Below are 23,058 nucleotides of genomic sequence, written 5' to 3'. Positions count from 1 at the left end.
CACGTGTGAAGGACCGCGATGACCAACGAAGGCCAGCTGCCGTCCGACCTGTTCATGGACCTGGACCGGTCGGGTCCCATGCCCCTCTACTTCCAGGTCGCCTCGCGCATCGAGGAGTCGATCCGCTCCGGCGCGATGCCACCAGGGGCCCGGCTCGAGAACGAGATCGCCCTCGGTGAGCGTCTCGGTCTGTCGCGGCCGACGATCCGTCGCGCGATCCAGGACCTCGTCGACAAGGGTCTGCTGGTGCGCCGCCGGGGCATCGGGACCCAGGTCGTACATGGGCCGGTGACCCGCAAGGTCGAGTTGACGAGCCTGTACGACGACCTGGCGCAGGGTGCGCAGGCTCCGGCGACGAAGCTCCTGCAGCGCAACGACGTCCCCGCGTCCGACGAGGTCGCCGCGGCACTGAGCATCGAGCCCGGCACGACCGTCGCGCACATCCGGCGGGTGCGGTTCGCCGAGGACGTCCCGATGGCGATCCTCGAGAACTACCTGCCGCCGGAGTTCCTCGACCTGACCGACGAGGACCTGCAGGCGTACGGGCTGTACCAGCTGCTGCGCGGCCGCGGCGTGACGATGCGGGTGGCGAAGCAGCGGATCGGGGCCCGCGCGGTCACCGACGAAGAGGCCGGCCTGCTCGAGATCGAGGACGGCGACCCGGTGCTGACGATGAGCCGCACCGCGTACGACGCCTCGGGCCGTGCGGTCGAGTACGGCGTGCACTGCTACCGCCCCGACCGGTACTCGTTCGAGGTCACGCTCGTCGACAAGTAGGTCGCCCGTCGAGGGGTTGCGACACGCTGTCGGTGATGCGCCGAGTGGTCACGAACTGTCGCCTGGAGACCCGGCAACCGACAGTTCACGACCGCTGGGCGGAACTGAGCGGGGTGTCGTGACCACCCCGCACCCGCACCCGCACCCGCTCACCCGAGCGCGGGCACCCCGAGCTCACCGGTGACGTACTGGGCCCGTCCGAAGCCGAACGACCAGTCCTGCGGCCCGTTCTCGACGTAGCCGATGAAGACGTCCTCGGACGCGACACCGATCGCCGCGAGGGCGTCGTGGATCGCCCGGTACAGCGCCGCCTTCGCCTCGTCAGTCCGCCCGCGCTGCGTGAACACCTGGATGACGATGACGCCCTCGGTGCGCTCGAACCCCAGGCCGGCGTCCTCGGCGATGATCTGCTGCGCCGGGTGCTCGGTGATCACCTGGAACCGGTCACGCACCGGGATCCCGTACACGTCGACGATGGCCTGGTGGATGGCGTCGGCGATGCCACGGACGGCCTCCGGCGTGCGGCCGGTGGCGAGGTCGATACGGACGAGCGGCATGGTGCCTCCTGGTTGCTCGGACTTTGTCCTTACATACTAACAAGCAGACGCCGCCATGTGTCTAGAACCTCGGCGTCGGCGCCCCGTACGTCAGCGGCCCGTCGACACGAGCGACGTCGTGCCACGCGCCGTCGACCAGCGAGGCCTCCGCCGCCTCGACGATCGACGCCGCAGCCAGCCCGTCGGCGACCGAGGGTGCGAGCTGCTCCCCGCGCTGCACGCTCGCGATGAACTGCGCCGCCTCGATCGTCTTCAGGTCGTCATAGCCCATCGCGGTCCCGGCGCCGGGCTGGAAGCGACCGAAGTCACCGTCCCCGGGAGCGACGTAGTGCGTCGCGTACCCATCGATCTCTTGCCCGTCCAGGTACACCTCGAGCTCGTTGAGGCGTTGGAAGTCCCACCGGACCGAACCGCGGGTGCCGTAGATCTCGAGCGTGTACTCGGCGTGCGGCCCGCGCATGACCCGACTCGAGTCCATCGTGCCGACCGCACCGTCCTCGAACCGGAACAGCAGGGCGGCGTAGTCCTCGTTCTCGACGGCACCGAGCTCGCCTGTCGCCGCGGCGCTGCGGTCGACGATGCCGGCACCCGGGCGGGGACGCGACTCGATGAACGTCTCGGCGAGCGCACTGACCGAGGCGATCCGGCCGACCACGTACTGCGCCAGGTCGAGTCCGTGCGACAACAGGTCGCCGAGCACACCCGATCCGGCACGCTCACGCTCGAAGCGCCAGGTCAGCGGTGCAGCAGGGTCGGACGAGTAGTCGGCGAGCAACGAGCCGCGCACGTTCGTGATCCGACCGAGCCGTCCGCTCCGGACGAGTTCACGGGCGCGCTCGATCGCCGGGGCGTGCCGGTAGTTGAAGCCGACGCTCGTGATGACTCCGGCACTCTGCACCGCCTGGTGGATGGAGCGCGAGTCGCTGGCGTACCGGCCCATGGGCTTCTCGATCCAGAACGGCTTGCCCGCCTCGGCCGCGGCGACGGCCATCTCGCGGTGCAGGAAGTTCGGCGAACAGATCGACACGACGTCGACCGCCGGGTCGGCGAGGACCTCGTGGTAGTCGGCGACGGCCCGCTCGTACCCGAGCCGCGTCACCGCCTGGTCGCGTGCCGCCTCGATCGGGTCGGCCGCGACGACGAGCCGCGGCTGGACGCCGAGCTCCGGGAAGTGGTCCGGCAACGCTCGGTAGGCACGCGAGTGCAACCGCCCCATCCAGCCGACCGAGATCAGCCCGACGCCGATGCTGTCCATGGAGAACTCCTTCGTTCAGGTGACGCGCATTGGAGCGCGACAACGAGCGTAGCCGATGCGGCGGACTTTGTCAGCACATGACGCAACCGCCTGGAGGCCCGGTGCCGGTCTCGGGGACCGGCACCGGGCCTCCAGGCTGGTGCGTCAGCGCGCGGGGCGCGACCCGTGGTTCCGACTGCGGATCGCACCGCGCATCAGATCGCGTCTCAGACCGCGTCTCAGATCGCGGGGACGATGATGTCGCGGACCAGGGCGTCGAGCTTCGCGTCGGCGTCCAGGAACTGCCGGAGCGTCGTCACGGTCGCACCGAAGCGGTCGAACTCGTCGATCGTCATGCCGTCCACGTCGTAACCGCGGGCGAACTCCGGCGTCGCGGCCCGGAGCGCCTCGATGACGTGCACGGGGACCTCGTCGTCGATGGCGTGCGGACGGAACGGGAACGCGTTGTCGTTGATGTCCTTCGTCCACTGGAACGGCGGCGACACCACCAGGTCCCCGCCCTGGAACTCCGACCACTGCAGTGCGTTGCGGAACGCGGCAACCAGCACGCGCGACCGGAACCCACGCTCCTGGAAGACGCGGTAGGCGTTCTTCACCGCGGCGACACCGGCCCACTCGAGGATGCCCGGGTCCACCATCACGTGGTCGCGCTTGACGACGGTCTTCAGCCAGTCGTCGAAGCGGCCGGCCATCAGGGTGACGACATGACCGAACTCCTGCTCCGGCAGGCCCTCGGCAGCACGGCGGTCGAGGGCGCGCTCGATGGCCCCGCCCACGGCGACGACCTGCGGCACGGTGAACGACACCGTCGCGTTGATGGAGACCCCGCGGTAGGCGGCTTCCTCGATCGCGGCGATGCCGACCTTGGTGGCGGGGATCTTCACGATGATGTTCGGCGCGAGCTGCGAGAACCGGACGGCCTGCTCGACGAGCGCGTCGGCATCGCGGTGGAACCGGGGGTCGGTCTGCATGGACAGTCGACCGTTCCGGCCGCCGGACGCCTCGAACGCGGGCAGCAGCTGCGCCGCGGCGGCGATGGAGAGCTCCTCGACGGCCTTCCAGCCGATCCAGGACTCCCCCGCCGTCGGGTGCTCCTCGGCGATCTCGCGGATGCGCGGGACCCAGGTCTCCGGGTCCTGCTGGATGCAGGTGTACGCGATCACCGGGTTGCAGGTCGCACCGACGGCGCCGTACTCGTGGATGGCGGTCGACAGTTCGCGCGGGTCGGCGGAGTCGTTCCACAGGGCGGTCGGGGTCTGTTCCGCGGCCTGCAGGGTGACGGGTCGGGAGTCGGCGTCGGTGGACGCCTGCGTCTCGAGTGTGGTGGTCATCGGTGGAGTCCCTTCGTGATCGTGTCGAGCTGGAACCGCGACACCGCGTCGGCGTTCTCGTCCTCGGCGAAGACGCTCGAGACCGCGACGGTGTCCTCGCGCGCCGAGAAACCGACCCGGTCGAGTGCCGCCCAGAAGGCGTCGAAGTCGACGTCCGCCTGGCCGACCGGCAGGTGCTGGTGCACGCGGACCGGGTTTCCGGGCGGGTTGGTGATGTAGCGCAGGCCGTGCGAGCGACGGTGGTCGTACGCGTCGGCGACGTGGACCAGCTGCAGCGAGTCACCGGCCGCGTCGATGATCTCGTCCATGTTGCCGCCGTAGTGGAACGTGTGGCAGGCGACGTAGACGAAGCCGACGTGCTTCGAGTTCAGTCCGCGGATCACCCGGAGCGCCTCGAGCCCGTCCTCGACGAAGTCGTCGGGGTGCGGGTCGATGAGCACACGGATGCCGGCGTCCTCGATGATCGGCAGCAGTTCCTCCATCGACCGGTAGAACTGGTCCTCCGATTCTTCGGCGCGCTCGGGGCGGCCGGAGAACTCCGTGTTGATGGTGTCCACGCCGAGGCGCTTCGTGATCTCGATGACCCGCTTCCACTTCCGCACGGCAGCCTGTCGGGCGTCCTCGTCCGGACCCGACCAGCGCAGCACCGGGAGCACGCTCGCCACCTGGACCCCGGCGTCACGGCAGGCCGCGGCGAACGCGTCGACCAGGTCGTCGTCGGCCTTGGGGTGTCGGTAGAAGGGGATGAAGTCCTTGTGCGGCGTGAGCTGCAGGTACTCGTAGCCGAGCTCCGCCACCTTGCGCGGGAACTCGAGCAGCGACAGGTCGTGGTGGAACGGGGTCGGGTCGAGCGCGATCTTCGGCATCGATCAGGCCCCGGCGAGCGCGGCGGTCGCGTCGCTCGTCGCGTCGCTCGTCTCGTCGTAGAACGCCGGCTTCGTGACCGCGTACTCGACCACTTCGTGCGCGCCGGACTGCTGGGCCCGGACCGCGACCTCGGCGACGACGGAGGCGGTGTAGCCGTCCCAGGCACTCGGCCCGTCGATGCCGCCGGTCCGGGCCGCGTCGACCCAGCGCTGGACCTCTTCGTCGTAGGCGGCGGCGAACCGCTCCTTGAACGACGGCGTGACGCCCTGCGAGGTCGCCCCGGCTGCGGCGAGCGAGAGCGAGGTGTCGCGGCCGATGTAGGCGACGCCGGACTCGAACACGGCGTCGGTGGTGACCTGGTAGCCGAACTGGGCGTTGACGTTGATCTCGACGATCGCCATGGTGCCGGACTCCGTGGTGAACAGGACGAACTGCGGCTCGGGCAGGTCGGCCGGCGCCAGGGAGTTCTTGCGCGGCTTCTTCACCTCGACGCTCGTGATCGCTTCGCCGGTGAGGAACGGGATGATGTCGATCTCGTGGATCACCGAGTCGTGGATGAGCATCGACTCGCTGAAGTTCGGCGGCGTCGTCGGGTTGCGGTGCGCGTGGTGCAGGGCGAGCAGGGCGCCGTTCGCCCCCGACTCGCGCAGGGCCTTGAGCTCCTGGTACCCGGCGTCGAACCGGCGCATGAAACCGACCTGGATGACGGGCCGGGCGGCGTGCTGCTGCTCGAGCTCGACGATGCGCAGCGAGTCCTCGGCGCTGGTCGTCAGCGGCTTCTCGCACAGGACTGTGAGTCCGCGCTCGAGCGCGGTCACCAGGATCGGCTCGTGCAGGAAACCGGGCGTCGCGATGATGACGGCGTCGATCTCGGTCTGCTCGAGCGCCTCGTCGAAGGACGCGGCGGTGATCGCGCCGGGCGCCAGGGCGGCTGCCGCAGCGGCACGGGCCTGGTCGGGCTCGACGACGGCGACGACGTCGGCGTTCGAGATCTTGGCGGTGATGCGGCGGACGTGGTCGGCGCCCATCATGCCGGCGCCGACGACGGCGACGCGGAGGTTCTGCGTGGTGGTCATGGTGGTGTTCTCCTGGTGGTTGTTGACGCTGCGTGGACGGCGCGTCAGGAGGCGCGGGCGGCCGAGGTCGAGCCGAAGATGTGCTGGAAGGTGCGCTCGGCGATCGGGCCGGGGGCGTCGACGGAGCAGCCGTACATGTCCTGCTCGACGATGCCGAAGACGTCCGGGTTGATCGCGGCGACGGCCTCGATGATCGGGGCGAGCTCCGGGGTGCCGTGCGGCGGCTCGGTCATGATGCCCTGCGACACGGCGGTGGCGAACGGCACGTCGTTCTTGAGCACGTCGAACAGCAGGTCGGTGTCGACCTGCTTGAGGTGCAGGTAGCCGATGCGCTCCGGGTGGGCGGCGATGAGCTTGAGGTTGTCGCCGCCGTAGTAGGCGAAGTGGCCGGTGTCGAGGCAGAGGTTGGTGTACTCGGGGTTCGTGACCTCGAGGAACCGCACGGTCTCCTTGTAGGTACCGACGTGGCTGTCCGCGTGGGTGTGGAACTGCTGGTGGACGCCGTACTCCTCGAGCAGCGCCTTGCCGAGCTGGTCGTGTCCCTTGCCCAGGCGCTCCCACTGCTCGTCGGTGAGCGTGCGCGCCTCGAGCACCTCTTCGGTGGCGTCCGAGCGCCACAGGTCGGGGATCGTCACCAGGTGCTCGGCGCCGAGCTTCGCTGCCAGACCGGCGACCGCGACGGCCTGGTCCCACGCACGCTGGAACTGGTCCTCGCCCTTGTGGAACCCGGTGAAGACCGTGCCCGCCGACAGCTTGAGCCCGCGGGACTCGAGCTCGTCGGACAGCTGGGACGGGTCGGTCGGCAGGTACCCGTACGGACCGAGCTCGATCCACTCGTACCCGGCGGCGGACGCCTCGTCGAGGAAGCGCTGCCACGGCACCTGCTTCGGGTCGTCCGGGAACCAGACGCCCCACGAGTCCGGGGCGGTGCCGATGCGGATCGAGGCGGGCGCCGCGTCGGTGGCGGGGCTGCCGATGGGGGTGGCGGTGTCGGTCATGACGTCGCTGTCGCTTTCTGTCTCGTGAACGGTTCAGCCGAGCAGCGGACGCTGCGTGGCGACCTGCTGCTCGTACTCGGCACGGGCGGCCTGGGTGCTGGGGAGGGTGGAGGTCTGCGCGACCGGCACGTCCCACCAGCCGTCGCCCTCGGGGGCGTAGACCAGCGGGTCGGAGTTGATGTGCACCAGGGTGGTGTGGTCGTTCGCCTTCGCCTGACGCAGTGCGGCCTTCAGGTCCTCGATGCTGTCCGGGCCGGGCTGCACCTCGATGACGTCGACGCCGTAGGAGCGGGCGTTGGCGGCGAGGTCGACGGGCAGGGGCTCGCCGTTCTCGAACGACTCGGTCTCGTCGAGGTACCGGTACTTCGTGCCGAAGCGCTCGGAGCCGACGGTCTCGGACAGGTGCCCGATCGATGCGTACCCGTGGTTCTGGATGAGCACGACGATGATCTTGATGCCCTCGGCCACGGCGGTGACGAGCTCGGTGTGCAGCATCAGGTAGCTGCCGTCGCCGACCATCACGATCGCGTCGCGGTCCGGAGCCCCGCGTCGGACGCCGATGCCGCCGGCGATCTCGTAGCCCATGCACGAGAACGCGTACTCGACGTGGTACCCGAGCTCGTCGCGCACCCGCCAGAGCTTGTGCAGGTCGCCGGGCAGCGAGCCCGCCGCCTGGATCACGACGTCGCGCGGGTCGGAGACCGACTGCACGGCGCCGATGATCTCGGGCTGGCCGGGCAGGTCCGCGCCGGACGGCGCGAACGCGCCGTCGACGGCGGCGTCCCACGCCGCCTTCAGCGAGGCGATCTCGGAGGCGTAGCCGGGCTCGACGACGTACGCCGTGTCCGACGTGAGCGACTCGGTCAGGGCGACCAGGGCCTCCCGGGCATCCGCGATCAGCGGCAGCTGCGAACCGTGCTTGTAGGCGTCGAACGCGGCCACGTTGACGTTGACGAACGTGACGTCCGGGTTCTGGAACGCCGTGCGCGACGCCGTGGTGAAGTCGCTGTAGCGGGTGCCGATCCCGATGACGACGTCGGCCTGGGCAGCGATCGCGTTGGCGGCCGCGGTGCCGGTCGCCCCGATGCCGCCGAGGTACTGCGGGTGGTCCCAGACCAGGGACCCGCCGCCGGCCTGCGACGTGCCGACCGGGATGCCGGTGGCCTCGACGAAGGCGCGGAGCTCGTCGGCGGCGTCGGAGTACAGCACCCCGCCGCCGGCCACGATGACCGGACGTCGGCCCGCACGGATCGCGGCCACGGCACGCTCGAGCGGGCCACGCTCGGGCAGCGGACGGCGGATGTGCCACTCGCGCGGCTGCAGGAACGCGACGGGCACGTCGAACTCCTCGGCCTGGACGTCCTCGGGCAGGGCGATCGTCACCGCACCGGTCTCGGCCGGGTCGGTCAGCACCCGCATCGCGGCGAGGGCGATCGAGAACAGCTGCTCCGGACGCTCCACCCGGTCGAAGTAGCGCGAGAGCGGACGGAAGGCGTCGGTGACCTGCAACGACGTGTCGTGCGGCAGCTCGATCTGCTGGAGCACCGGGTCGGTGGTGCGCGTGGCGAAGGTGTCCGACGGCAGCAGCAGTGCCGGCAGCCGGTTCGTGGTGGCGAGCGCCGCGGCGGTCAGCATGTTGGCGGCACCTGGGCCGACCGACGCGGTGGATGCGTAGGTCGCACGGCGGCGGTGCATGCGGGCGAAGCCGACGGCCTCGTGCACCATCGCCTGCTCGTTGCGGGCCTGGTGGTACGGCAGCAACCCGGGCTGCTCGACGTGGAGCTGCTTGATGGCCTGACCGACCCCGGCGACGTTGCCGTGCCCGAAGATGCCGAAGATCCCCGGGATGGTGCGTTCGCGGACGTCGCCGTCGACGGTCCACTGGTTGGCCAGGAACTCGACGAGTGCCTGGCCGACCGTCATCTTCCGCGTGGTGGTGGTCACGCCTGCTTCCTTTCGTAGGGCAGTCGTGGGTCGATCGATTCCGATGCCCACGCCTGCCGGACCCACCCGTGGGCGGGGTCGTCGGTGATGTTCCAGACGCGCTCCGGGTCGGGCCCGGCCATCACGTTCAGGTAGTACATGTCGTAGCCCGGAGCGGCGACCGCCGGACCGTGCCAGCCGTACGGCACCAGGGCGACGTCGCCGGTCCGGACCTGCCGGAACTCGTCGATGGCGCGGTCGTCCGAGGCGTACGTGCGGTGCAGGGCGAACGGGTCGGCGGCCTCGGGCGCGATCGACTCGAGCCCACGGGACACCGCCGCCTCGTAGTAGTAGATCTCCTCGAGGTTCGACTCAGAACCGGGCACGTTCGTGTCGTGCTTGTGGGGCGGGTACGACGACCAGTTGCCGGCCGGCGTGATCACTTCGCACACGATGAACTTGACAGCGTCGAGCGCGGCCGGGGTGCCGAAGTTGTGCACCTGGCGGCTCGACTGCCCGGCGCCGCGGAGTTCCACGGGCACGTCCGGCCGGGCCACGTAGGTGGTCGGCTTGACGGTGTCGGTGGGGGCTTCCGCGACGGCGAACCGGCCGCTGCCGGTGATGGTGGCCGTGGAGCCCGATCCCAGGTACAGGACGTCGGTGGGGCCGTCGAAGACGCTCCCCCGCCCCTGCAGGGTCTGCTCGCCGTCGCCGGCAGCGCTCGAGTGGGTCACGTGGAACGACCCCGCGAGCGGCACGACGATGCGCTCCACGGCGTCGGCCGGGAGGCGCAGCTCGCCCCCGTCGGTCAGCGCGCCGGTCCGGAGTCCGGTGTGCGCCCACCCCTCGATGCGACCGTCGACCACGTCGGTCCAGCCCGCCTCGGGCCGGGAGCCCGCCGGGATGAACCACTGGTCGTGCTGGTGCTGTTCGTTCGCCATGCCGCGGGTCAGTTGTTCGACGGGAAGCCGAGGTTGATGCCGCCGTGCGACGGGTCGAGCCAGCGGCTCGTGATCGCCTTCTGGCGGGTGAAGAAGCTCACGCCGTCGGCCCCGTACGCCTTGTGGTCACCGAACAGCGAGTTCTTCCAGCCACCGAACGAGTAGTAGGCGACGGGCACCGGGATCGGGACGTTGATGCCGATCATGCCGACCTGCACGTCGCGCTGGAACCGTCGAGCGGCGCCACCGTCGTTCGTGAAGATGGCGGTGCCGTTGCCGTACGCGCCGGAGTTGATGAGCTCGAGGCCCTCTTCGTAGGTGGCGACCCGCACGACGCTCAGCACCGGACCGAAGATCTCCTCGGTGTAGACGCGGCTGGTGGTGGGCACCTGGTCGATCAGCGTCGGGCCCAGCCAGAAGCCGTTCTCGTCGCCGTCGGGTCGGACGGTGCGGCCGTCCACCACAACCACCGCACCGTCCTGCTCTGCGACCTCGATGTACGAGGCGACCTTGTCACGGTGCTGCTTCGTGACGAGCGGGCCCATGTCGCACCCGCGACGACCGTCGCCGATGCGCAGGGTCGCCGCGCGGTCCTTGATCTTCTGGATGAGCTCGTCGGCCACCGGCTCGACGGCGACGACGACCGAGATCGCCATGCAGCGTTCACCGGCCGAACCGAAGCCGGCGTTGATCGCGTTGTCGGCGACCAGGTCGAGGTCGGCGTCCGGCAGGACGAGCATGTGGTTCTTCGCGCCACCGAGGGCCTGCACGCGCTTGCCGTGCTTGGTACCGGTCTCGTAGACGTACTGCGCGATGGGCGTGGAGCCGACGAACGAGATCGACTCGACGTCGTCGCTCGTGAGCAGGCCGTCGACGGACAGCTTGTCGCCGTTGAGCACGTTGAAGACGCCGTCGGGCAGCCCGGCCTCCTTGAACTTCTCGGCGAGCCAGATGGCGGCCGACGGGTCCTTCTCGCTCGGCTTCAGCACGACGGTGTTGCCCGCGGCGATCGCGATCGGCAGGAACCAGAGCGGCACCATCGCCGGGAAGTTGAAGGGGCTGATGATGCCCACGACGCCGAGCGGCTGGCGGATCGAGTAGACGTCGATGCCGGTCGAGACCTGGTCGGAGAACTCGCCCTTCATCAGGCTCGGGATGTTGGTGGCGAGCTCCACGACCTCTTGCCCACGGGCGATCTCGCCCATGGCGTCGTCGATGACCTTGCCGTGCTCGCTCGTGATGATCTCGGCCAGCTCGGCCTTGTCGCGGTTCAGGATCTCGCGGAACGAGAACAGGATCGCCTGGCGCTTGGCCAGGGAGAGGTTGCTCCAGCCGGGGAACGCCGCCTTGGCGCTGCCGATGGCCGCCTGGATCTCGGACTCGTCGGCCAGCGCGACCTGCTTGGTCGCGACGCCGAGCGCCGGGTCGTACACGGGGGCGGTGTTGCCCGACGCGGATTCGACGCGCTTGCCGTCGATCCAGTGCCCGACGGTGGTGGTGGTCGTGTCGGTGAGCGTCATGCGTTGCTTCCTTCCGAGATGGACGAGTCCATGGTGGTGGCGCCCGCGAGCCGAGCGGCTGGGTCGTGGGCATCTGTGGAGAACCCGCCCCGGGCCTCCTGGCTGTGGACGAGACCGGCGGCCACGTCCACGGCGGCGGCGACGTCGCCGTCCGAGGGGTAGAGCAGGGTGCGTCCGACGACCAGGCCGCGGACGCCGGGCAGGGCCAGGGCGTCAGCCCACTTGGCGTACGTCTCCAGCGGGCGCGAAGCCGGGTCGCCGCCGAGCAGCAGCGTCGGCAGCGTCGTCGCGGCCATCACGCGCTCCATGTCGTCGACGACGGGGATCTTGAGCCAGCTGTAGGCGCTGGATTCGCCGAGTCCCGCAGCGATCGCCATCGAGGTGATCACGGCGTCGGCCGACAGGTCGTTGACGACCCGGCCGTCCCGCCACTCGGACATGAACGGCTCGAGCATGATCGGCAGCTGGAGCGCCGCGGCCTCGCTGACGGCGCGGGCCGTGGCCTCGAGCGTCGGCGCGGTGCCCGAGTCCTCCAGGGCGATGCGCACCAGCAGCTTGGCGAAGTCGAGCCCGGAGTCCTTGATGGCCTGCGCCGAGTACGCCGTGTACCGGTCGTCCATCTCGAACGTCGCGCCGCGGAGTCCACCGCGGTTCATCGACCCGACGACGACCTTGCCGTCGAGGGCGCCGAGCAGCGCGAGGTCCTCGAGGATGTCGGGGGTGCCGAGCACGCCGTCGACCCCCGGCCGGCCGAGGGCCGTGACGAGCCGCTCGAGCAGGTCGTAGCGGTCCGCCATCGCGGACTCGTCGTCGCGCACCGCCAGCGCACCGCGTGCGGGGTGGTCGGCGGCGACGATGAAGAGCTTGCCGTCGTCGGCGAGCAGGGAGCGCTTGCGGCGGGCGTCGAGCGTGGCACGCACCAGGTCCGGCTGGCCGGCACGGATGTCGCGGAGGCGCTGGAAGTCAGCGGGGCTGAGCTCAGGCATGGGTCTTCTCCTCGGTGTGCGTCTCACCCGTGTGCGTCGCACCCGTGTGCGTCGTGCCCTCGGCGGGGTTGTCGGTCAGGAACTGCTCGATCTCGTCGCTCGTCGGCATCGCCGTCGAGCACTCGAACCGCGTCGCGACGATCGCGCCGGCGGCGTTGCAGAACGCCAGGATCCGCTCGAGGCTCCAGCCCTGCAGCAGCCCGTGGGTCAGCGCGCCGCCGAAGCCGTCGCCCGAGCCGAGCCCGTTCACGACGTCGATGTGGTGCGGACGGAACTCGACGAACTCGTCGCGGGTCTTCGCCAGCACGCCCTTCGGCCCCTGCTTGACGATCGCGATCTCGACACCGCGGTCGAGCAGGGCGTCGGCGGCGCGGACCGGGTCGGTCTCACCGACCGCGACCTCGCACTCCTCGCGGTTGCCGACGGCGACGGTGGCGTGCTCGAGGGCGATCGCGACCTCGCGCGTCGCGGCCTCGGGGCTCGACCAGAACATCGACCGGTAGTCCAGGTCCAAGACGGTGTGGGTCTTCGTGCTGTTCTGCGCGGCGGACCGGGCTTCGTACGCCACGTGGTGCGCCTGTCGGCTCGGCTCCTCGCTGAGCCCGGTCACCGTGGTCCAGAAGATCTTCGCGCGCTCGATCTCGTGCAGCGGCAGGGACTTCGCCGTGATCATCAGGTCGGGCGCCTTCGGGGCCCGGTAGAAGTAGAGCGGGAAGTCGTCCGGCGGGAAGATCTCGCAGAAGGCGACGGGGGTGTTCAGCCCCTCCACCGTCTCGACGAAGGCGTTCGCGACCCCGTACTCGGGCAGCGTGCGGGCGATGTACCGGCCGAAGGGGTCGTTGCCCGTCCGGGTGATGACCGCGGCGTCCGCGCCGTGTCGAGCAGCGGCGATGGCGACGTTCGTGGCGCTGCCGCCGACGGACTTCGAGAAGGTCGAGACGTCCTCGAGCGGGCCGGTCTGCTGCGGGTAGATGTCGACGCTGACGCGTCCCATCGTGATCACGTCGTAGGCGTGGGGAGCTTGGTTCGTCATGCGACGCGGTGGACCTTCCGTGCGGCTTCATCGGCGGACGATCACGACTGTACACCCTGTTTGCCCTAATGTCATGACATGGATTCCGCGGTCCGTCATGTGGGTCCCGTGGCGCTGGTCACGCTGGTTCTGCGGGGCGCGCCGGAGTGCCGGGAGGCGCGGTGTCGGTGGGTTCTGCCAGGGTCGCGACATGCAGATCCTCGCCCTGGTCATCGGTCTCGTGATCGGCATCGCCGTCGGTGCGGTCGTCGCCTGGTCGCTCGCCCGCTCGCGCGCGGGCGTCGACGCCGCGTCGTCCCGCGCGACGGCCGAGGCACTCCGCGGCCAGCTCGAGGCAGTGCGGCGCGACGCCGAGGAACGCCTCGACGCCCAGGACACGCAGTACCGCCGCCAGGTCGACTCGCTCGAGCGGCGCTCCGCCGAGCTCGAGCACCTGGTGCAGCGCATGCACGGCGTCGACGCGGCACGGAACCAGAACGAGTCCAAGGTGCTCTCCGCGCTCAGCCCCGTGGCGCAGACGCTCGACGTGATGCGCACGAAGATCGCCGAGCTCGAGCAGTCGCGGAGCGAGCAGTACGGCGCGCTGTCGGCGCAGCTCCGGTCGGCCGCCGAGTCGGAAGAGCGCCTGCGCGCCACTGCCGACACCCTGGCCAGCGCCCTGTCGTCGAACAGCACGCGCGGCGTCTGGGGCGAGACGCAGCTGCGCAACGTGGTCGAGGCCGCCGGGCTGCTCGAACGCGTCGACTTCGACGTGCAGTCCTCCGTCACCACCGCCGTCGGCTCCGCCCGCCCGGACATGGTCGTGCACCTGCCCGGCGGCAAGACCATCGCCGTCGACGCCAAGGTGCCGTTCAGCGCCTACCTGCAGGCCGCCGAGATCCCGGCGACCGCCACCGGTGCCGAGGCAGCCCGACGCGACCAGCTCATCGCCCAGCACGTCAAGGCGCTCCGAGCGCACGTCGACGCCCTCGCCGCACGGGAGTACTGGACCGGCTACGACGCCTCCCCCGAGCTCACCGTCGCCTTCATCCCGTCCGAGTCCCTCATCTCGAGCGCCCTCGCCGCCGATCCCGGCCTGCTCGACCACGCCTTCCGCAAGCGCATCGCGCTCGCTTCACCCGTGACCCTGTGGTCCGTGCTCAAGACCGTGGCGTTCTCGTGGCAGCAGGACGTCGTCTCGCAAGAGGCCCACGAGCTCTTCAAGGTCTCCCGCGAGCTCTACGGCCGGCTGTCCACGATGGCCGGGCACGTCGACAAGCTCGGCCGCTCGATCCGGGGCTCCGTCGTCGACTACAACCGGTTCGTCGGGTCCCTCGAGCGCCAGGTCCTGCCCAGTGCCCGTCGGCTGTCGCTGCTCGACGAGTCGAAGGTCATCGCCGACCCGTCGTCGATCGAGGACGAGCCGCGGCTGCTCACGGCGCCGGAGCTCGTCGGCGCCGTCGACGAGGACTGAGCCGCTCGCTACGATCGATCGTCATGGGGGAAGCACTGCAGAACCATCCCGGCGACCGCGAGTTCCCGGTCCGTCCACGCTGGCGGCACCGGGCGATGGTCGCCAAGGCGCGGAAGCAGACCGGGCGACGACGGGACCGCGCCGCAGCGTGGATCATCATGGCGATCGCGATCGTCGCGTTCTTCGTCGTGCTCCTGATCTCGATCCTCGCCCCGTACGACATCCGGCAGCACTTCGGGTACGGCATCCAGGCGGTGTGGCGCTGCTTCCTGATCGCCGTCGTCGTGTGGTTCGTGCTGACCTTCATCACATCGCTCCGTGACATCGGGCTGCCGGTGCGGGAACAGCGGCGGTACCGGGAGCGCACCGGCGCCCGCGAGCTGCCCGTCCGCCGACTGCAGCAGCTGGCCCTCGCCTCGTTCGGCGACTTCCACGACGGATGGTGGCCGGCGTCGCTCGCCCCGTACGGTTCGCGGGTGGAGCTCGGCGGCGAGTACCTGCAGGACACCACGCCGTCGCCCTTCGTGACCATCCCCCTGCCCCCGCTGACGTTCCTGCGCCGCGAACTCGACGAGACCTACAAGATCGCCAGCGGGCGGGACGCACAGGCCTTCGCCGTCGACCTGCTCGGTCCGAAGAGCGTGTCGTGGCAGTTCCTCGCGTTGAGCCGATCCGCCGAGGGTGAGACCCGGCTCACCCGGCTGTCCTCACTGCTCGGCACCGACCCGTGGGCAGGGTCGAGCCTGCTCGAACGCCGAGCGGACCGCCCGCCGAAGCTGCTCTGGTCGATGGACGTCAAGAACGCGGTCACCGCCGTCAGAGGTGCGTACGCCGCCGGGCTCCTGAGCGAGGACGACGTGTGGTCGTCGATCGACCTGGTCGCCGATGTCGCCTTCACCCTGTTCGACTCGTGGGACGACTACTTCGACAACCTGCGGGCCGCGTACGCCCTGGTCTACGACGAGCTCAAGACGGTGCAGGAGTTCGATGCCGGGCGGCGTGAGCTCTTCGCCTCGAACTGGCCGGTCACGTGGTTGCCGTGGCCGGGGTCGCCGGGGGCGCTGCTGCCCCGGACCGTCAGCGACCCGCTGTGGGCGGACGAGGACGACGCGTCGGTCTCCTGACCACGACAGGATCACCGTCGGGGCGACGGCTCATGCGTCGGAGTACCCGGGGAGCGCGCGGACGGCCTCGGCGTTGCGGTACCACTCCGTTGCGATCCGCCCGATCGGCCACGCGTCAGACCCGCCGAACAGCCACATGGTCCCCAGGATCACCATGTCCGATGCGAAGGCGGCGAGGTGCCCCGAAACCGGCATGAACTCGTCCATCTCCCGTTCCTCGGCGGACCGGTCGATGTGGTGCCGAAGCGCCTTCCCTTGCATCAACGGCTCTCTCACCGTCCATCCGGCAGTCCGTGCCGCAACCGATGGTGGGTCGGAGTCGCGAGCGGCTGCGAATGCCACCGCCGCGTCGGCACCACGCTGCCTCGTCAATTGGGTGTGGGACACACCCTCGTCAGGGACGCGCAGCGCGCGTGCCGCCGTGCTCACACGGGGAGCGTCACCGTAGACCGCGATCAACACCGATCCCCAGATCAGCGCTGCCCCGCCCGGAACCGTGACGAACGACTTCACCCGAGCCGCCTTCTCGAAGGCGTTCCGGACCTGCTTCGGAACGTCCATCGAGGACGGATCGAGCGCTGTGCGGAGCACTTCGACGTCGATCACCTTGAACCACCTTCGTTCGTGTCGCGACCAGGAGCCTTCGCAACGACAGGGCGCTGCTCGACCGCCAGTTGACCGCCTTCACCGAGAGTCTCGCTGGGAGGAGCGCACGCGATTGCCCCGTCGACACTCGTTCCTATCGTTGCCTCACCTGGGCTGCCCGACCAAAGATCTGTCGAACTTCACAAGAGGTCCGCTGGGAGGAAGGGCGACACAACGTCGTCGAGGTGCGCATCGATGGCACTGGCCACCGCAGGCAGTTCCATCGCCCAGTACCCGATGAAACCTTGACCGTACGAGTCACCGGGTCTGACCCGTTCCAGGGACCCCATCCAACTCATCGACTTCATACGCGTTGGCCAGTCCGTCAGATAGGTCTGGATCGTGCGGTCCGCTTCTTCGGGCCGTTGAAGAACCGCCAGCAGAGGCCGCGCAACCCTGGGCGTCGAAGCCGCAGGGGATCCGCTGGGAAGGGCCAGCCGGTGTGCAGAAGCAAGAGCCGAGAACAACGGATCCGCGCCCTGCCTGATCACGGATTCGAGCATCGTCCGCGCGCTGTCGTCCCGACCACAGCCCGCCGTGATCCCGAGAAGTTGCAAGACGCTGATGTAGTACTCGTTCCCGTCGCTGAGGCGGGGCGAAGGGCCGGCATCGGAGAGCGCGGAGGTGACCCAAGCACGGTACGAGGCCGCGACGGACTCGGCTACATCGCCGATCTCATCGACGCTGACACCTGCGGAGTACTGCACGACCAGATGCTTGAGGCCCATGTGCCATTCGCCGCGCAACGCCCTCAGTCGCTTCTCCGCATCCGTTGCTCGGTGCACCGCTGCCCTGCGCCCCTCCCAGTTGGTTGAGGTGACTTGGATGGCACTCCGCCAGTAGCGACCGTTGAACTCGCTCGCCCGCTGGCGCAGCCCAGCATTCCGTCGGAACAGCGGCATCAGGATCGGGAGGTTTCCGCCGAGATGTACTGAGCGGGAACGAACAAGGCCAGGGTCACCCGGTCGTGCCCCTCCGAGAACTCCACGCCCTCCAGGTGGGCGCGAGCTGCATCGATTCGCAACAGGACGGGAGCGGTGGACTTGCGCCGCCCAGCCTGCAGAGCCAGCTCGCGATCGGTCGTCAGATGCGCGTACTGGCGCCCCATCGGCGAGAGCCCGTCGCGCAGGATCGACTCAGCCGCAGCGGGGGAAGTTGCGTGCCAGAGCACCGGCTGCGGAACGATCAATTGCTTCACGATGCGCTCGTCGATCGAGTGCCCGTACTGGGCACGGATCCGGGCGCCGTCGACGGCGAAGCGCTGCTTGTCGGATTCGACCACCACACGGTGAACATCGTCCTCGGACGCTGCCACGCCCGCCCGCTGCAAGGCGTCCACGAGGTCTGCGAGCGGGACGCTCCCGTCGGCGTCGAGCTCCAGCCCGTACGCACCCGGTTCGTGCCGCAACGCGTGCGACATCGCCTTGCTGATCGACGTGTCCGTACGAGGCATGTCTCAGTACTCTTCCTGCTCCGCGAGCCACGCTGCTCGATGCTCCTCCATCTCCTCCCACCAGACGTCGAAGGACGTCCACTGCCCCCGGTACTCCGTCCCGGGCGAAGCGAACGTGTGGATGATCAGCACGGGAGGGTTGCCCGAACGGTCGCCACCGTCAAAGCAGAACACATCGTCTGTGTCCTGGTGCTTTGCGAAGGGTACGAGGGAACGGGTCGGATACTGCTTCCCAACGATGTCAACCCGGTTCTTTGCCTGGTTCTCGTACTCAGACGTCCACATGAAGGGATCGATTTCGGGAGGTGGGTCCTGTGCAAGGGCACGTTGGAAGCGCTCGGGGTACTGGGATCCCTCAGGCGCGATCAAGCGCGCCTCGACTTGCCGTTCCTCAACGGTTGTTAGTCGCCGCTCCCTCACTGTGGTCCTCCGGTTCCCTTCAGGAGGTCGTGAGCCCCGCTGGCTTCGCTTTCGACCAGTTCATGCCTTGCGCACTTTATCCGACCTCAGCGGCTCCCACGTTTCGGGGCAACGCAATCGGTCATATTGCCTGGTCAACTCATGAATCAGATGAGGGGGTTGCCCTCGAGGACCTTCTTCGACAACGCTTGCCAATCACCAAAATCCGGCGTGTTCGCCCAGTTCGGTTCGACGTCGACTCCGTGGAACTCCTCCAAGTCTTTTGTCTGCTTGAAGTGATCGATACGCGTGAGCTGCCCGTCACCGTTCGGAGACAGGTGCAATTGATTGGAGAACAGGGGCTTGTTGGCCAGCGCACGTTCCTTAGGCTTGAAGTCCTCAGGGTCGGGGAAGATCTTGTAGATCAATTCGCTGAGGAACAGCCGTCCGCCCCACCGGTTCGAATACGTGCCCAAGGTCACATTGCGATTGTTCGCGTCCCAAACGAATACTTGGAAAGCTGGCCCGTCGACGGCAATACCGCCCCGCGGCGTGACCTCCATGGTCCAGGACGGCACGGCAGATGCGGGATCCATTTCAAATCCGCCATCGTCCCGCCTGACGAAGCTGCCGACGCTCGGTTCGGCGGGGACCACAGTGAACCAGTCCATCTGGTCATCCTGATGCTTGCGCCAACGCCCGCGACACTCTTGCTCGCTCAGGAACCCTCTCGGATCCGGTGTTCGGGTGAAGTGATTCCACTTCTGCATGTAGAGGTATCCGTGCTCGATCACGGGCTTTTCGATCGTCCTCGAGTTCTCGGCTCTACCAAATCTGAACATCAATCACTCCCGGCTGCGATGAAGTCTCCGGGCGCAGTCGCGATGCCGGCACTCACAGCGACGCCTCGGTACACGGGGGCATCCAGTGAGAACGCCACCGGCGTCGGGCCGCTTGGTAGGTCATTGTAAACGTGGCCAGCAGGGTCCCTGATCAGGATGCCGGAGTCGGTCGCCGCATTGCTGATCGCGGGAGGCACAGCCAGATGCTGGACCGGAACTTCGAGGATCATGTCGCCGCTGAGCGGCGAACCGACGACGCCAGACCCAAGCTGGGAGACGTTGTGAGGTGTGCCTGCGATGACCGCTTGGCCAGCCTGGTACTTGCCGACGAATTCATTGATGTAGCTCGTACCCGCACCCTCCGACACGGAAGCGAGCTGAGTGCTCTTCCTGGATACGATGACATCACCGTGTTCGTACGAGTCCACCCGGAGGTACGATTTCTTCCCAGCCTGTTCGATGTGTACTTCGTTCGCTGAATACACGGGCGAGCGCTCGGCGTTGAACCTGTTGCCAGCCTCCATCCGGCCCCGCCACGGAACATGAGCAAGAGCCTTCTCGCGCCGAGCCGCCTTTTCGTACCGAGCGAGTTGCTCCGCGTTGAAGGCACCTTTCTCGACGCGGTATGCGCCACCACCAAGCCCTCTCGTGGCTCCAGTGATCGTGTTTCGACCAGCTCTGAGCGAAGCCATCGCGACCTTGACTCCCTCGCCGCCTCGGCGCAGAGCCATCATCGCTCCACCAAGTCCCGCAAGCGTCGTCAAACCCTTCGTGCCCGGGATGCAGTCGAGCAGCGCGAAGGCGAGGTCCCACCCGTCGGCGGTGCCCTTGCTCATCTTGTACAGGGTGTCAGCGAGCACGAGCAACGCTGCACCGAGCACGATCCATGCGAGCGGTCCGCCGACGATCATGACGATGATGCCGCCAACAGCAACGACGACCTTCGCGATGGAGACGATGGTCTCCCACTTCTCGGACCCGAAGATCTTGTCCCACGTGGACTGCTTCCCGAGGCCCGCGTCAGCAGCTTCACCGATCTTCGTCGCGGTCCGCTGCTCCGCGTCCTGCCAATCACCCTTCGCATCCGCCACGAGCCGCTTCGCCGCATCGATCCGCGACTGCGCCGCCGAGATGTCCCCCTGCGCCGACGACACCGACCCCTGCGCGACGGACGCGTTGTCGGACGCTGCCCGCAACTGCGCCGGCGAGGGAACATCCACCCCGTCCGGCACGTCGGAACCCGCCGGGTACTTGTCCGCAACCTTCGACAGGTCCTTCGACGCGGACTCGTAGTGCGACAACGTCGACTGCGCATCCGCCAACCGGTCCTGCGCCGCGGCGAGGTCCCCGGTGGCGTCCTTCGCATCCGCCAACGCACCATCAGCCCGGTACTGGGTGTCATCGACCGTGTCAGCCCACCCCGACAACGCCGTCGCGGCGAGTTCGTACGAATCGACGAGCTTCGTCAGGTCCGACGGGGTGTCCTCGATCGCGTCGACGAACACATCCGCGGCCTCACCCTCCCAGTCGGTCAGCCACCCGGACCCCTTCACCGACTTCAGCCGGGTCGAGGCGTCATCGGCCGCGTCGGAGATGCGCTGGTACTCCCGCGCCATCATCCGCAACGTCGACGGATCCCCCTTGACCGGGTCATCACCCTGATCGACAACGTCCCACCCCGACGGTCGCCCCATCATTCCTCCCCAGGTCCGATCTCTCGCGCCGTTGTCCACAAGCGCGCGAGTGTGACCATATCAGGGGGCAGCGACGGGAACGAGTTCCACCGACCGATGTCGACCCGTCAGAGGGCCGCGCGGACCGACTCGAGGTCCGGGAAACCGCGGAGCCGGTAGCGCGTCGGGCGGACCTCGAGTTCCTCGATCAACCCGGACGCCAGCTCCCGCAGCCGACCGAACGGCACGGGCTGCGTCTGCCCGTCGAGGGTCACGAGCACGATCGTGTCGACCGCGGCGACGACGGTCTCGACGTCCTCCGTCAACGACGAGTACGAGAAGGCCGGGTCGTCCTCGGCGAGCCGGGCGACCGAGACCGCACCGACGTGGACGTCCTCGCCCCGCCGGTCGAACGACTCCTGCAGGGCGTCCTGCTGCAGGTTCGCGGCGGTCGCCGTCCAGTGCGCGCGGATCGTCCGGAGCTCGCCGTCGAGTGACGGGTGCTCGAACCGGACCCACCCGTCACCGCGCAGCACCATGGGCGGTCCACTCAGGACCTCGCCCTCGTCGTCGGCCAGGATCTGCTGGGCGACACCGGCCGCGACCTGGAGCCCGTCCTCGTCCTGGTCGCCGGTGACGATGAACGTCGTCGGCGCAACCGGGAAGACCACTGCGCTGCCGCGGAACTCGATCCCCTGGAACGCCTGCGGTGCGAGCACGAGCACCACGGCGAGGTCGGGGTCCTGGATGACGATCGTGCCGGGCTGGATCACCGCGACGTCGCCTCCGGCCTGCTCCTGCGCGGCGGCGACGGCTGCACGCAGGACGTCGTCGTCCGCCCAGCCCATCTCGGCGAGCGCCGGCGCGGTGAGGATCGCGCCGTCCTCGTCCGCCAGGATCACGCCGAGGTCGGGCGCCACCGGCACGACGTGCGGCAGCCGGTCGACCGTGCCGTCCGCCTCCGCGTGCAGCGTGCGGATGCCCGCGGTGTCCAGTCCGACGATCCGTGCCGTTGTCGCAGTCATGCGTCGAGCCTACGCAAGGGCTCGTACAACGGGGCGCCGCCGGAAAACCGGCGACGCCCCGAAGCGGCGGACGATCGTCCGGCCTAGAACCACTTCTCCGCACGGTGGTCCGCCTGGATGCGGCGGATCGTGTTCGAGCGCGAGCGGAGCACGAGCGAGTCGGTGTGGATGACGCCGCGCGAACGACGGACACCGTCGACCAGGACGCCGTCGGTGACGCCGGTGGCGACGAAGAACGTGTTGTCCCCCGTGACCAGGTCGTCCTGGTCGAGGACCTTGTCCAGGTCGTGGCCGGCAGCGATGGCGCGCTCGCGCTCCTCGTCGTCCTTCGGCTGGAGCTTGCCGAGGATCACGCCGCCGAGCGCCTTGATCGCGCACGCCGTGATGATGCCCTCGGGGGTGCCGCCGACACCGACGCACATGTCGATCGTCGAGCCGGGCAGTGCGGCGGCGATGCCACCGGCGACGTCACCGTCGAGCAGCAGTCGCGTGCCGGCACCGGTCGCGCGGATGGCGCGGATCAGCTCGTCGTGGCGCGGGCGGTCGAGCACGGCGACGACCATGTCCTCGAGGTCCTTGCCCTTGGCCTTCGCCAGCGCGCGGATGTTGTCGCCGATCGGCTTCTCGAGGTCCAGGACACCGCGACCCTCGGGGCCGGCGGCGATCTTGTCCATGTAGAAGACGGCGGAGGGGTCGTACATCGAGCCACGGTCCGAGACGGCCATCACGGAGATGGCGTTCTGGCGGCCGGCGGCGGTGAGCGAGGTGCCGTCGATCGGGTCGACCGCGATGTCGCAGGCCGGACCGTGACCGTTGCCGACGTGCTCGCCGTTGTAGAGCATCGGGGCGTTGTCCTTCTCGCCCTCGCCGATGACGACGACACCGTCGAAGTTCACGGTGCCGAGGAACTTGCGCATCGCGTCGACCGCGGCACCGTCGGCGAGGTTCTTCTCACCACGCCCGACCCACGGCTGCGCACGGATCGCGGCGGCCTCCGTCGCACGCACGAGCTCGAGCGCGAGGTTGCGGTCGGGCTGGAGGAACAGGGAGCCGGTCTCAGTCGTGGGAGTCACGACCCGAGCCTACCGACCGGCGGCCGACCCACGGTCCGGACACCGGGCCCGTGCACGCATGTGCACGCCGGACGTGAGCCGACCGCGTAACCCGGACCGCGCCTCCA

At 68.9% G+C, this 23,058-nt stretch carries 22 protein-coding genes; 3 read left to right on the top strand and 19 right to left on the bottom strand.

Features of this window, described 5'->3' with window-relative positions; all coding sequences use genetic code 11:
* Positions 1-18 precede the first annotated feature (18 nt).
* Positions 19-777 (top strand): GntR family transcriptional regulator, encoded by a 759-nt coding sequence (locus tag DEJ03_RS09395; RefSeq protein ID WP_071405736.1) that lies wholly within the window; start codon positions 19-21, stop codon positions 775-777.
* 149 nt (positions 778-926) lie between these two features.
* On the opposite strand, the gene DEJ03_RS09390 is transcribed toward DEJ03_RS09395, so the two are convergent.
* The 11 genes from DEJ03_RS09390 to iolC all read right to left on the bottom strand — a co-directional run bounded on the left by DEJ03_RS09390 (position 927) and on the right by iolC (position 13,264).
* Complete coding sequence (locus tag DEJ03_RS09390; RefSeq protein WP_071405737.1) at positions 927-1,334, bottom strand: tautomerase family protein; 408 nt, start codon at positions 1,332-1,334, stop codon at positions 927-929.
* A gap of 61 nt (positions 1,335-1,395) precedes the next feature.
* Complete coding sequence (locus tag DEJ03_RS09385; RefSeq protein WP_110864415.1) at positions 1,396-2,589, bottom strand: Gfo/Idh/MocA family protein; 1,194 nt, start codon at positions 2,587-2,589, stop codon at positions 1,396-1,398.
* Positions 2,590-2,807: 218 nt separating this feature from the next.
* Positions 2,808-3,920: a transaldolase family protein gene (locus DEJ03_RS09380; RefSeq protein WP_110864414.1), complete on the bottom strand. Its 1,113-nt coding sequence runs from the start codon at positions 3,918-3,920 to the stop codon at positions 2,808-2,810.
* Positions 3,917-4,786: a sugar phosphate isomerase/epimerase family protein gene (locus DEJ03_RS09375; protein ID WP_110864413.1), complete on the bottom strand. Its 870-nt coding sequence runs from the start codon at positions 4,784-4,786 to the stop codon at positions 3,917-3,919. Before DEJ03_RS09375 ends, DEJ03_RS09380 begins: the two co-directional genes overlap by 4 nt.
* 3 nt (positions 4,787-4,789) lie before the next feature.
* Positions 4,790-5,863: a Gfo/Idh/MocA family protein gene (locus DEJ03_RS09370; RefSeq protein ID WP_110864412.1), complete on the bottom strand. Its 1,074-nt coding sequence runs from the start codon at positions 5,861-5,863 to the stop codon at positions 4,790-4,792.
* 44 nt (positions 5,864-5,907) lie between these two features.
* Positions 5,908-6,861: a sugar phosphate isomerase/epimerase gene (locus DEJ03_RS09365; protein ID WP_017887103.1), complete on the bottom strand. Its 954-nt coding sequence runs from the start codon at positions 6,859-6,861 to the stop codon at positions 5,908-5,910.
* Between the two features lie 33 nt (positions 6,862-6,894).
* The gene (gene iolD, locus DEJ03_RS09360) at positions 6,895-8,784 is read right to left on the bottom strand and encodes a 3D-(3,5/4)-trihydroxycyclohexane-1,2-dione acylhydrolase (decyclizing) (RefSeq protein ID WP_110864498.1); all 1,890 of its coding nucleotides are present in this window, start codon (positions 8,782-8,784) and stop codon (positions 6,895-6,897) included.
* A gap of 17 nt (positions 8,785-8,801) precedes the next feature.
* Entirely contained in the window at positions 8,802-9,725 is a 924-nt protein-coding gene (gene iolB, locus DEJ03_RS09355; protein ID WP_110864411.1) for a 5-deoxy-glucuronate isomerase, read from the bottom strand.
* An 8-nt stretch (positions 9,726-9,733) separates the two neighbouring features.
* A complete protein-coding gene (locus DEJ03_RS09350) occupies positions 9,734-11,245 on the bottom strand; it encodes a CoA-acylating methylmalonate-semialdehyde dehydrogenase (RefSeq protein ID WP_110864410.1) in 1,512 nt (503 codons plus the stop codon).
* On the bottom strand, positions 11,242-12,231 hold the full coding sequence (locus DEJ03_RS09345; RefSeq protein WP_035807563.1) for a class I fructose-bisphosphate aldolase: 990 nt from the start codon (positions 12,229-12,231) through the stop codon (positions 11,242-11,244). Before DEJ03_RS09345 ends, DEJ03_RS09350 begins: the two co-directional genes overlap by 4 nt.
* Positions 12,224-13,264, bottom strand: coding sequence for a 5-dehydro-2-deoxygluconokinase (iolC, locus tag DEJ03_RS09340; protein WP_110864409.1), 1,041 nt, complete (start codon positions 13,262-13,264; stop codon positions 12,224-12,226). The genes DEJ03_RS09345 and iolC overlap by 8 nt, the downstream gene beginning before the upstream one ends.
* A gap of 190 nt (positions 13,265-13,454) precedes the next feature.
* Between iolC and DEJ03_RS09335 the strand changes: the two genes are divergently transcribed.
* Positions 13,455-14,717, top strand: coding sequence for a DNA recombination protein RmuC (locus DEJ03_RS09335; protein ID WP_110864408.1), 1,263 nt, complete (start codon positions 13,455-13,457; stop codon positions 14,715-14,717).
* A 23-nt stretch (positions 14,718-14,740) separates the two neighbouring features.
* A complete protein-coding gene (locus DEJ03_RS09330) occupies positions 14,741-15,841 on the top strand; it encodes a DUF1266 domain-containing protein (protein WP_110864407.1) in 1,101 nt (366 codons plus the stop codon).
* 30 nt (positions 15,842-15,871) lie between these two features.
* On the opposite strand, the gene DEJ03_RS09325 is transcribed toward DEJ03_RS09330, so the two are convergent.
* The 8 genes from DEJ03_RS09325 to glpX all read right to left on the bottom strand — a co-directional run bounded on the left by DEJ03_RS09325 (position 15,872) and on the right by glpX (position 22,951).
* Complete coding sequence (locus DEJ03_RS09325; RefSeq protein ID WP_110864406.1) at positions 15,872-16,447, bottom strand: hypothetical protein; 576 nt, start codon at positions 16,445-16,447, stop codon at positions 15,872-15,874.
* Positions 16,448-16,626: 179 nt separating this feature from the next.
* Positions 16,627-17,388 (bottom strand): PoNe immunity protein domain-containing protein, encoded by a 762-nt coding sequence (locus DEJ03_RS09320; RefSeq protein ID WP_110864405.1) that lies wholly within the window; start codon positions 17,386-17,388, stop codon positions 16,627-16,629.
* On the bottom strand, positions 17,388-17,939 hold the full coding sequence (locus DEJ03_RS09315) for an RNA 2'-phosphotransferase (RefSeq protein WP_110864404.1): 552 nt from the start codon (positions 17,937-17,939) through the stop codon (positions 17,388-17,390). The genes DEJ03_RS09320 and DEJ03_RS09315 overlap by 1 nt, the downstream gene beginning before the upstream one ends.
* Before the next feature lie 3 nt (positions 17,940-17,942).
* A complete protein-coding gene (locus tag DEJ03_RS09310; protein WP_146237698.1) occupies positions 17,943-18,308 on the bottom strand; it encodes an SMI1/KNR4 family protein in 366 nt (121 codons plus the stop codon).
* A gap of 197 nt (positions 18,309-18,505) precedes the next feature.
* The gene (locus tag DEJ03_RS09305) at positions 18,506-19,132 is read right to left on the bottom strand and encodes a hypothetical protein (RefSeq protein ID WP_110864402.1); all 627 of its coding nucleotides are present in this window, start codon (positions 19,130-19,132) and stop codon (positions 18,506-18,508) included.
* 47 nt (positions 19,133-19,179) lie between these two features.
* Positions 19,180-20,913: a WXG100 family type VII secretion target gene (locus DEJ03_RS09300; protein ID WP_146237697.1), complete on the bottom strand. Its 1,734-nt coding sequence runs from the start codon at positions 20,911-20,913 to the stop codon at positions 19,180-19,182.
* 68 nt (positions 20,914-20,981) lie between these two features.
* Positions 20,982-21,878 (bottom strand): hypothetical protein, encoded by an 897-nt coding sequence (locus DEJ03_RS09295; protein WP_110864400.1) that lies wholly within the window; start codon positions 21,876-21,878, stop codon positions 20,982-20,984.
* Positions 21,879-21,961: 83 nt separating this feature from the next.
* Positions 21,962-22,951 carry a class II fructose-bisphosphatase gene (gene glpX, locus DEJ03_RS09290; RefSeq protein WP_017886722.1) on the bottom strand — a complete coding sequence of 330 codons (990 nt, stop codon included), beginning with the start codon at positions 22,949-22,951 and terminating at the stop codon, positions 21,962-21,964.
* Between the last annotated feature and the right edge of the window lie 107 nt (positions 22,952-23,058).

This window comes from Curtobacterium sp. MCLR17_043 (assembly GCF_003224215.1).
In the GTDB taxonomy this organism is placed as follows: Bacteria; Actinomycetota; Actinomycetes; order Actinomycetales; family Microbacteriaceae; genus Curtobacterium; species Curtobacterium flaccumfaciens.
Note: the sequence above shows the minus strand (reverse complement) of the source record. Positions and strands in the feature narration are given on the sequence as shown.